This window comes from Dethiosulfovibrio salsuginis, assembly GCF_900177735.1.
In the GTDB taxonomy this organism is placed as follows: Bacteria; Synergistota; Synergistia; order Synergistales; family Dethiosulfovibrionaceae; genus Dethiosulfovibrio; species Dethiosulfovibrio salsuginis.
Map to the genome: position 1 here is coordinate 1 of NZ_FXBB01000057.1, position 9,675 is coordinate 9,675.

The window sequence follows — 9,675 nt, forward strand, 5'->3', positions numbered from 1 at the left end:
GCTCAGCTTAGGCACGTGGTTGGGGATACCCTCGTGGAGAGGGAGAAGGCGAGAAAGTTGGAGCGTATGCGGGGCTGGGTGGAAGGGGAATAGTGAAAGCCGCCGTGCGATCGGGGATGATCGAGCGGCGGCATTATCTGTGAGGAGGAGATGACCAGTATGGGACAGGTAGAACGGCTGACTAAAATAATCGAGCTGTTGATCCAGAGACATCCTCGGTCGGCTGATGTCTTGCTGGGGGTTGTACCTCCTCCGACCGACGATGAGTGGCTGGAGATGCTTCGCTCTTCTCCTGATGATCTGGGTGTCCGGGTTCGGGCAGATCTATACACCGACAGGATACTCTCGGAGGTTATCAAACTGGATGAGATCCACCGGCTTATCGACGCTGCCGGTTGGGAGTCCATCACCGAGGCAGCCAGGGCGATAAAGGAGTTCTTCGCCGAGGACTGGAAGGTGTTTTGTCTCCATTGCCGCTTTGTTCGTGGAGAGTCCAGGATAAGCGACGCCTCTTCCCTCCAGAAAGTATCCCGCCGGGTGGGGCTATCTCCGAACACGGTATCTCGTAAACGTAAGGAGATACCGAGGAGGATAGCTCGTGACGCCCTCAGCGGGTTTCAGGCCGCCATGAAATGGTGACTATATAACGCTTCATACTTACTCTCTAGAAGCGTTGATATTGCATAATATCGGCGTATGATGATAACGTGAAAGTCAGCTCGGGAGTGCAGGCCCGACTTACTCGATAGAGGCCCTGGCGTGTGCTGGGGCCTTGTTTTTTTATAAGGAGGTGACCGCCGTGGCAAAGAAGAAACTCACAGCGAAACAGGCTGCCTTCGTGGAGGAGTATTTGATAGACCTGAACGCCACGGCGGCGGCTATCCGGGCAGGGTATGCCTCTAAGAGTGCCCGCAAGGTGGGGTCGAACCTGCTGACGCTGCCTCACGTCCAGGCGGCTATCCAAGAGGCTATGGCGGACCGTCGGGAGCGGGTTGAGGTGACGCAGGATCAGGTTGTGGCTGAACTGGCCCGAATAGCCTTTGGCAACCCTCGTGACGTTATGGAGTGGGGACCTGGCGGTGTACGCCTGAGGCCGAGTTCCGAGCTGACGCCCGACCAGGCGGCTATGGTTGCGGAGGTGTCGGAGACGACAAGCCAAAACGGCGGATCTCTCAAGCTCAAAATCCATGACAAGGTCAGGGCCCTTGAGCTCATCGGCAAGCACCTGGGGATGTTCGTGGAACGGTCCAAGATGGACGTGGAAGGGGGGTTGGAGGTCCGTGTAAGCTATGGCGATGAAAAGGGTAACGATTGAATTTAACTCGGTTTTCCGGGAGGTAAACCACTGCCGGAGGCGATATCGGGTACTGAAGGGCTCCGCTGGATCAGGGAAATCCGTCAATATCGCTCAGGACTACGTTTTAAAGCTAATGGACCCTCGTTACAAGGGGGCGAACCTGCTGGTCGTAAGGAAGGTGGAGGGGTCCAACAAAGACTCCACCTATGCCGAGCTTCTCGGGGCAATCTCTCGCACCTGTGGAGATAAAGCAGACCTGATCTGGGACACCACCACGAACCCTCTCCAGATGACCTGCCGGATCACCGGAAGTCGGGTCATTTTCCGGGGTATGAACGACGCCAGGCAGAGGGAGAAGGTCAAGTCCATCACCTTTCCAACCGGCAAGCTCACTTGGATCTGGATCGAGGAGGCTACGGAACTGGAGGAGTCGGACGTGGACATCCTGGACGACCGTCTAAGGGGTCTCCTGGATAACCCGAATCTCTACTATCAGATCACCTTCACCTTTAACCCGGTGAGTGCCTCCCACTGGATCAAGCGGAAATACTTCGACATCACCTCACCGGACATTTTCACCCACCATTCGACCTATCTGGACAACCGATTCATCGATGAGGCGTATCACCGCCGAATGGAGCTCCGTCAGGTCCAAGACCCCGACGGCTATCGGGTGTATGGGCTGGGTGAGTGGGGCGAGACCGGGGGCCTGATCCTCACCCATTACCTAGTGGAGGAGTTCTGCCGAGACCAGGGGCGTTTCGACTTTATGGTCCACTCCCAGGACTTCGGCTTCAACCATGCCAATGCGATCCTGACGGTGGGGTTCAAGGACGGCGAGCTCTATATCTGCGACGAGATCTACGTCTACGAGCACGACACTACGGAGATCATAGAGATAGCCCAAAAGAAGGGGCTCAGCAAAAGCCTCCGCATGTGGTGCGACTCCGCAGAGCCTGACAGGATAAAGATGTGGCATAAGGCAGGGTATAAGGCTATGGCCGTAAAGAAGGAGCCTGGGAGCGTCAGGGCGCAGATCGATTACCTGAAGGGGCTGAAGATCCATATACATCCCGATTGTCGCTGGACCTTGAAGGAGATCCAGGCGTGGCGATGGAGGAAGGACGGAAGAACCGGGCTCTATACCGACGAGCCGGTGGAGTTCTTCGACGACGCTATGGCGGCTTTAAGGTATAGCGTTGAGGATCTGCGGAGGAGAAGGGGTAAGGGTAAGCCTCGCTCCGGTGGTTCTCGAATAGCCCCAGGCCTTTTTGGGTAGAAAGGAGGTGTCTTTTTGGCAGAGGTAAAGGAGAAGTCTAAGGTCTTTGGGTTTGGGTATTCCGACTTGGCCATGCAGCTTATGAGCTCTATGGATCAGCCTGTGGCCAACCCAGACGTCCAGGCATCTCGGTATAAGGAGATGCTTAACGATGAGACTATAGGGACCGGCATGGAGTATCTGTGTTATTCCATCGTCGGCAAGATCAGGGGCTATACTCACCCGGATGAGAAAATAAAAGACCTGGTGGACAGCTGCCAGATGGCTCTGAGGGGGACGTTGGAGGAAGCCAGGCGAAGTCTTTTAGAGAACGGACTCGGATACGGATTCGGCGTATCCGAGTTTTCTCTTTTTGAGATGGATGGGGCTTGGGTGCTTTCATCCCTCCAGACATACGATCCTATGAGCATAAAGTTTATCTTCGGCAGAGGCGAGGATAACGCCGTTGAGATCTCTAAAGTGCGCCAGTCCGCAGGTGGTAAGGATATGGATATCCCGGTGGAGAAGTGCATGGTCTACCGCCATGGGACCGGGAGTAATCCTTACGGAAGATCTCGGCTTCGGCGATGCTGGCGATGGTATGCCTTCAAGAAGGCTGTGCCAAAGTTTTGGGCTGTGGCCCTTGAGCGATTTGGAATGCCCGCCCTTGTGGGGAAATCGGACGACACGGAGCAGATGGACAAGGTCCTCAGTGGGGCCTACGCAAAGGCTCACTTTGCCATAGGGGTAGACGACGATATATCCACCATCAACGGAGCCTCAAATACAGGGGTGGCTATGGGGACGGGCTATGAACAGGCCATCGCTTTTTGTAACAAGATGCTCTACAGGGCGATGTTCCTTCCGTCCCTCCTGGAAGGCGGAGAGGGCGGAGGATCTTACTCTCTTGGGGAGATCCACTGGCGAATGTTCAACGACGCTTGCCTCTGGCTTGCTCGCGAGCTTGCGGAGGCTGAGATAGAGCAGCTCTGGCGGCCGATTATCGAGTGGAATTTCGGCCCTCAAGAAAGCTATGGCGAGTTGGACGTGTCGGACTCAGGGACGCCAGGGGAGAAGAAGATTATGTCCGAGGTGTTCCTGAACGGCGTAAACGCCGGGTATCTCTTCCCCGACGAAGGGGATGCCGAATGGATGCGTGAGCGTCTTGGGTTCCCTGAAGAGCCGGAAGGTGGTGAGGCGATTTCATGGCGGTCCAGACTTTTAAGGAACAACTCGCCCGCTGGAAACGAGGAGAGCAAAACGACACCCTAGAAATAAGGGTAAAAGGGGTCAAGCGGACAGGCCGGACCCATGCCCGGCTATGGAAGCACATCACCGCCACGGTATGGCGGGATGTTAAGCCGTGGATCGACAAGATGGTTAGAGAGGGGCAAGATGGCAGCATCCCCATGGGAGGCGAGGGGCCGAAGCTGGAAACCTCCTTCATGAAGGGCATCCGTGATGCCGTTGAGCTGGGATATCGTCAAGGTGGCCAGCTGGTCCGGGAGCTTTCCAGGAAGGTGTTTCTTGCGGACGATTGGAATGCTGTACTCCCTGCGGAGGCTTTATCCTGGTTGGATCGTTATGTGCCTGAGCTCGCCAGGGTTTACGAGGTTGCCGTACTGGAGCAGGTTCGGGACGTTATATCCAGATCCTTGCGAGAGGGGCTTACGTTGAAGCGATCCACAAAGGAGCTAAAGGGCATAAACCGAGAGGTATCAGGTTTTGCCCGCCACCGGCTAGAATGCATCGCCAGGACCGAGGCCATGAGGGCCTACTCTATGGGCCATCTCCGATCCGCCATAGACTCTGAGGCGGTAGTCGGGTTTGAGTTCTCGGCGATCCTTGACGATAGAACCTCCGGGTCCTGCCAGACTAGGGAAGGGCTGATGTTTCGGATAGGAGATCCCAGGCTCCCTTTCAACACCCCACCGCTCCATCCGAACTGCCGGAGTGTGCTCATACCCTTATTAGCGATAGAGTTTCCGGGAGGGATACCGGACGATCCCAGGATAGATTCTCTGCCTGATACGTCGCAAAGGGATATCGACGTGGAGGCGGTTAGGAGTGTGCTGGGTGGAGATAAGCAGAGGTCGTCACGTTCAGAGTGGGTGATAAACCAGAAAAAGCAGAACCGCCACGTTTGGGGTAAGGATGAATATGACAGATACGTAGAAATTAGTGAAGAGCGTGGGGTAAAGCCTAGTCTATTGGCTATTCCAATGGAACAGTTACAGGATATAATTGATAAAAGACAGGGGGAATGGCAGAGGCTCTCAAAAAGCCAAGGCGAAAAGTGGAGGGTTATCCTTGATTTTCCAGTTGGAGAATATTTTAACCCAGAAACAAGGGAATATGTTGAAAGCTCTGTCCTCATCCTGACCCCCTCTAAGACTGGGGCTCATGCTTATCCTGCCCGTCCCATCAGTGAAATGAGGAAGAAGAAAGGAGACTCACCATGAAAATAGGGCCAGCGTTTGGCATGCCAGGGGAGAATAAGATGGTTACAGTAGTCTTGTCGAGTGGGGAGGTTTTGCGCTGTTCCCTTGATGAGATTTTTTTTGAAGAGGAGCTTTCCTTTTACGTTAAGCTGGAGACGGGAGAGTTCCGGGAGCTTCCGGAGAAAGATATAGTCCAAATAGATGGGCGTGAGATAACCATCGGGGGTGAGCTATGATGAAGCTTGAAACGAAAGAGCTTGTCTTGGTGGCGATATACACGGAGTATCAAAAAGATCTGCCTAAGATGGAGAGCATTAGTCCCGATTCTATCGGGATAGACCCACAGCTTTTTAACGTGGCGATCTGCAAACTCGACAATGAGGGGTATATCAGGGACGCCGTTATGGTTTTTGCCGGGGATGAAGCTTTCCCTGTAGTCGTCCGAACTTCTAAAGTGAAGATAACCAATACGGGGATTGAGTACATCGAGGGGCTCTTCGAGATAGAGAGATCTTCCCGTAGGTATGATAAGGTGCGCAAGGTGGCAGAAAAGCTGGTGGATAACGTTGCCTCCCAAGTCCTTATCGGTTACATAACCCAAGTTCTCGCAGGATTTTAAAGGAGCTGCTCCCTCATTTTGAGTGAGCGGCTTTTTTTTATTTGGCTAAGGAGGTCTTGAAAATGCCAGAGCTGGTAACGACACAGGCGGTTTCCCTTGCGGAGGAGCTATGGTACAACGCCCTGCCGATAGGGAAATTCTACGACCACAGGTATGGGGAGATAAACATAACGCCGGAGCTGGTGACAGGCTTGGCGGCAAACATGGGGAAGGCTCCATCATATCCTCCACCGGTCAAGATCGGCCACGGAGATGGAGCCCCAAGCCCAGGGGTAGTAAAGGAGGCGGTAGCAAAAGCGGATGGTCTGTATCTCCGTATGGAGGTGGACGACAAGGCGGCCAAAGAGATAAAGGACGGGCGGTATCGGTATATGAGTGCCGAGTACAGCCCGGATTACCTGGACAAGATTACGGGCAAGAAGATAGGGGCTGCACTCCTGGGCGTTGCGTTGGTAAACCAACCGGCTCACCCTGGAGTGAAGCCCCTTTTTTTGAGCGACAGCGGATCGTGGACCCAGGACAAGGAATCAGAGAAAGGCGGTAAGGACATGGACCCGGAGAAGTTAAAGGAGCTAGAGGCAAAAATAGCGGCGTTGGAGTCGGAGAAAAAAGAGCTGGCTGACAAGGCAGAAGAGGCTAAGAAGCTGGCCGATGGAGCTGTCGAGGAAGCCACGAAGTTGAAGAGGGAGCGGCATGAGGCAGAGGTCAAAGCCTTTTGCGATGACTGGGCGGCTAAGGGGGTTCCTCCGGTCGTTGTGGACAAGATAAAGCCGGTCCTGTTGGCTGATGGCGGTGGGGTTATCAAGCTCTCTGACGCCAAGGAGACGGATATCAAAACCTTGCTCGGCGATATCTTTGAGGCTATTCCCAAAGTGTCCCTGAGGGCTTTAGGCGACCCAACGGCTGAGAAGCAAATCGACGCTATAAAACTAGGCGACGACATAGCGGCCTGTGCGAATGGGCCCGATGAAGGAGGTAAGTAATTATGGGAGCTCCTAAATATGGTCTTGTTGGCGAGGCCCCACAGATAAGGTCTCTTGTCGTTGGGGTGCTCGATGCGGCGATAAGGACGGTAAGGGTCGTCAAAAACGGAGGGGCGACGAAGGCCGCCTACTCCAAAGGGACTCTTGTCTGCAGAGGGAGCGACGGCAAGTATGCTCTCTTGACCGGGGCTAACCTGGATACCGCGGTAGCGGCTTTCCCTGGACAGACCTTCGGGGTTTTAGATGAGGATATCGTCGTTGAAGCCACGTCGGAAGAGACCGCTCAGGTGGTCCTAAAGGGAGAGATCGCCAGGGATATGGTCATCCTGGAGGCTACCGCTTTCGAGGATCTCGATGCCACGGTTAGGGCAAAGGTCGAGAATTTGCTTACCGGATCTGGGCTCATTCCCAGAGCGGTCAAAAGATAGGAGGCATGACAGATGGATCCGCTTGATCTCTACACACCAGCGACATTGACCCACTCTATAAACAGGATAAAGCCTGAGAACCTCTACCTTACAAAGGTGCTCGGGCAGGGGACCTCCATTAAGGCCCCGACGGAAGCCGCTATGTTCGATCTCGAGCATGGTAGGCGTGATATGGCTCCGATGGGGCACAACGGCGATCCTGCGGCTAAGGTCGATCTGGCCGAGGGCTACAAGACCTACACCGTCACTCCTCCTCAGATCTTTTTGGAGGACAAGATCAAGGCTTCAGAGGTGGCCGGTCGGAGAATGGCTGGGCAGTCTCCCCTTACCGTTGGCTCCGGGAACAGCGATGGGGTGGTAGCAGCTTTCAACGACATGATCGCCAAGAAACAGCAGAACCTGAAGAGGGCTATCTCTAGGCGAGTGGAATGGATGTTCTCCCAGATCTTGGGGACTGGCAAGATCGAGTATATGGAAGACTCCAATGGGCGGCCTTTCTCCCTCGATTTCGGAGTTCCCGCAGGCAACAAGTTCTCTATATCGGAGAAATGGGATGCTTCGTCCAGTGCTGGCGATCCTATCGTCCAGTTCCCTCAGCTTCAGCGGACCTTCGCTGAGCAAAATGGAGTAAATCCAACCGTGATTCTTGCGGGAAGAGGAGCGGCCGATGCTTTCCGGGGGAACCCCAACGTTAAGAGCTGGCTCAAGAGTGCCGGTGTCCAGATGCTCCAGATCAGCCAGGGTAACAAGGAGGATCTGGTGACCCCGATCGCACAGATTCCTGGGGTGGGGACGATGGTGGAGTATTCAGCTACCTACCCTGCCGACGGGACCGGAGTAGCCACGCCATACATTCCCGAGGACTGCGTTATATTGACCCATCCGTCTCTGTGGGAGATGCATTACGGGGCTATCAGCGACTTTGACCTTGGTGAAAATCCTCTGGCCATGGTCGAGCTGTACAGCAAGATAAAAGTCTCTCCTGATGGCAAGACAAAGAGCCTCTTCGCTGAGTCTCATCCTCTGCCGGTCCTGACCAGCGATACAGGGATAATGGTCGTCAAGGTTATCGGCTAGGGCGATGTACTGCACGGCGGAGGATATCAGGGGGGAGCTGTATCTCCCCTCCATCAAGCAGATGGAGACACGCTTTGGCACAGGGTTTGACGCTTTTCTGGAGGGTCATGCCGTTAAGGCGGAGGACTACATAAACGCTCAACTGGCGGGGCGTTTCCCGGTCCCCTTTCAGACCCCTCCGTACCTTGGAGACCCTAGAAGGAACATACCTGCAAGACCTTACCTCGGCGTCTCAGATCGAGGCATGAGGGTAATTGTGGCGATGATAAACCAGGCAGAAAGAGCTGGTAAGTGATGATCTTTGGGGCGATGGAGTACCTTACCCAAGGGATAGAGGCAGTGCCGGGGCTTTCGGATTTTGTCAAAGACAAGACCGGGAGCCCTCTTTTTGTGACGTCCAACGCCAGGGCGGCGACGGCTCCCTGTGCCCTGATCTCGGCATCTAGCTGTAAGTACGCTGTTAACATGGGCAGAGGCACTGCGGAGTTCCTGGTCGCCTTTGTCCTGCCTCTTTTCGACGACGACGCCAGGGGAACCGCTCTGGAGTTCGCCGACTTGGTTGGCACTCAGCTTTACTTTTCCGCAGGACGTGGAGCCCATGGGCACAGGATCACCAGCGTGACTATGGTTGGAATGGAAGAAGACCCGGAGAGACAAGGCTTGTGGATAGTTACTTTCTCCGTGGCGATTGATAGGTAGGAAGGAGAATAAGAATGGCAAACGTAAAGAACGTAAACGATATTCTGATAGGGACAGGGAAAGTCTTCCTCAATGGCTTCCGATGGCTGTCAAGACACATAGTGCTTTCCGCTGGCTTCAATCGGTTGCTCGGAGATGGTCGATCGGCACCAGGACGCCCGTCTTCTTTTACATCGCCTCCTAGGGTCCAACGCTGATAGGTCCTGATGTTGATTTCTAAAACCTGACAGGCCCTGAAGAGACGAGCTCCGTTGGTATGGGCTTCTTTGATCAGCTCAACTGCTTTACGGCGATCCGAGGCCCTGATCATTCTTCCTCTTCGTCCCCCCAGATCGCCTGGGCTTTTTTTCTGAATACCAGAAGGGCTGCCGCTTCTGCCAAAGCCTTTTCCTTGCGACGGAGCTCCTTTTCAAGCTCCTGGTACTTTTTCTTCGATACACCGGCCTCTTGTTGGCTTTTATCGTAACCAATCGCCTGTCCTACCGCGGCCTTGATACAGGCGTTACGCCATGCCTTGATGTCCTCCGGGTATAGGCCTTTAGAACGACAATATTCGCTACGCTCAGACTCGTTGAGACCGTATGTCTCCAATACGATCTGGAGCCTATCCTCCCCATTCCAGCGACTTATCTGCGCTTCGTTACACGGGGCTGCTGCTCCTACGACTTGGGCCTCTTTTTTCCATTTGCGGAGCGTGGTTTTCGTTACTCCCGTCTCTTCTGAGAGTTCCGATATCGACCTGTTCTCCGGAGGCAATATCTTCCGAATTGCCGATTCTTTAAACTCCTGGCTGTAGCGTATCATCTATCGCACCCCCTTGATCTATTACTCTACCACCTCAGGGAGACGCGACATATATCCTGACACATAGTG

Annotated in this window: 13 protein-coding genes; 12 read left to right on the plus strand and 1 reads right to left on the minus strand. The window is 54.3% G+C overall.

Annotated elements, in window-relative coordinates; genetic code table 11:
- The first annotated feature begins 150 nt into the window (after window positions 1-150).
- The 12 genes from B9Y55_RS12675 to B9Y55_RS12730 all read left to right on the plus strand — a co-directional run bounded on the left by B9Y55_RS12675 (window position 151) and on the right by B9Y55_RS12730 (window position 8,802).
- Window positions 151-639 carry a hypothetical protein gene (locus tag B9Y55_RS12675; protein WP_143340952.1) on the plus strand — a complete coding sequence of 163 codons (489 nt, stop codon included), beginning with the start codon at window positions 151-153 and terminating at the stop codon, window positions 637-639.
- Between the two features lie 133 nt (window positions 640-772).
- On the plus strand, window positions 773-1,315 hold the full coding sequence (locus B9Y55_RS12680; RefSeq protein WP_200806688.1) for a terminase small subunit: 543 nt from the start codon (window positions 773-775) through the stop codon (window positions 1,313-1,315).
- Window positions 1,290-2,576: a PBSX family phage terminase large subunit gene (locus B9Y55_RS12685; RefSeq protein ID WP_085545713.1), complete on the plus strand. Its 1,287-nt coding sequence runs from the start codon at window positions 1,290-1,292 to the stop codon at window positions 2,574-2,576. Before B9Y55_RS12680 ends, B9Y55_RS12685 begins: the two co-directional genes overlap by 26 nt.
- 15 nt (window positions 2,577-2,591) lie before the next feature.
- Entirely contained in the window at window positions 2,592-3,827 is a 1,236-nt protein-coding gene (locus tag B9Y55_RS12690) for a phage portal protein family protein (protein WP_085545714.1), read from the plus strand.
- Window positions 3,761-5,017: a minor capsid protein gene (locus tag B9Y55_RS13120; protein WP_143340953.1), complete on the plus strand. Its 1,257-nt coding sequence runs from the start codon at window positions 3,761-3,763 to the stop codon at window positions 5,015-5,017. The genes B9Y55_RS12690 and B9Y55_RS13120 overlap by 67 nt, the downstream gene beginning before the upstream one ends.
- Window positions 5,014-5,232: a hypothetical protein gene (locus B9Y55_RS12700; RefSeq protein ID WP_085545715.1), complete on the plus strand. Its 219-nt coding sequence runs from the start codon at window positions 5,014-5,016 to the stop codon at window positions 5,230-5,232. Before B9Y55_RS13120 ends, B9Y55_RS12700 begins: the two co-directional genes overlap by 4 nt.
- Window positions 5,232-5,615: a YjcQ family protein gene (locus B9Y55_RS12705; RefSeq protein ID WP_159448358.1), complete on the plus strand. Its 384-nt coding sequence runs from the start codon at window positions 5,232-5,234 to the stop codon at window positions 5,613-5,615. The genes B9Y55_RS12700 and B9Y55_RS12705 overlap by 1 nt, the downstream gene beginning before the upstream one ends.
- A 62-nt stretch (window positions 5,616-5,677) precedes the next feature.
- Window positions 5,678-6,598, plus strand: coding sequence for a phage protease (locus B9Y55_RS12710; RefSeq protein WP_085545717.1), 921 nt, complete (start codon window positions 5,678-5,680; stop codon window positions 6,596-6,598).
- A gap of 2 nt (window positions 6,599-6,600) precedes the next feature.
- On the plus strand, window positions 6,601-7,026 hold the full coding sequence (locus B9Y55_RS12715) for a hypothetical protein (protein WP_085545718.1): 426 nt from the start codon (window positions 6,601-6,603) through the stop codon (window positions 7,024-7,026).
- 12 nt (window positions 7,027-7,038) lie between these two features.
- Window positions 7,039-8,103 (plus strand): major capsid protein, encoded by a 1,065-nt coding sequence (locus B9Y55_RS12720; RefSeq protein WP_085545719.1) that lies wholly within the window; start codon window positions 7,039-7,041, stop codon window positions 8,101-8,103.
- A gap of 4 nt (window positions 8,104-8,107) precedes the next feature.
- Window positions 8,108-8,398: a hypothetical protein gene (locus B9Y55_RS12725; protein WP_085545720.1), complete on the plus strand. Its 291-nt coding sequence runs from the start codon at window positions 8,108-8,110 to the stop codon at window positions 8,396-8,398.
- On the plus strand, window positions 8,398-8,802 hold the full coding sequence (locus B9Y55_RS12730; protein WP_085545721.1) for a hypothetical protein: 405 nt from the start codon (window positions 8,398-8,400) through the stop codon (window positions 8,800-8,802). The genes B9Y55_RS12725 and B9Y55_RS12730 overlap by 1 nt, the downstream gene beginning before the upstream one ends.
- 306 nt (window positions 8,803-9,108) lie before the next feature.
- Here B9Y55_RS12730 and B9Y55_RS12735 read toward each other — a convergent pair whose 3' ends face one another.
- Window positions 9,109-9,606, minus strand: a complete 498-nt coding sequence (locus tag B9Y55_RS12735) for a transposase (RefSeq protein WP_085545348.1) — start codon at window positions 9,604-9,606, stop codon at window positions 9,109-9,111.
- Between the last annotated feature and the right edge of the window lie 69 nt (window positions 9,607-9,675).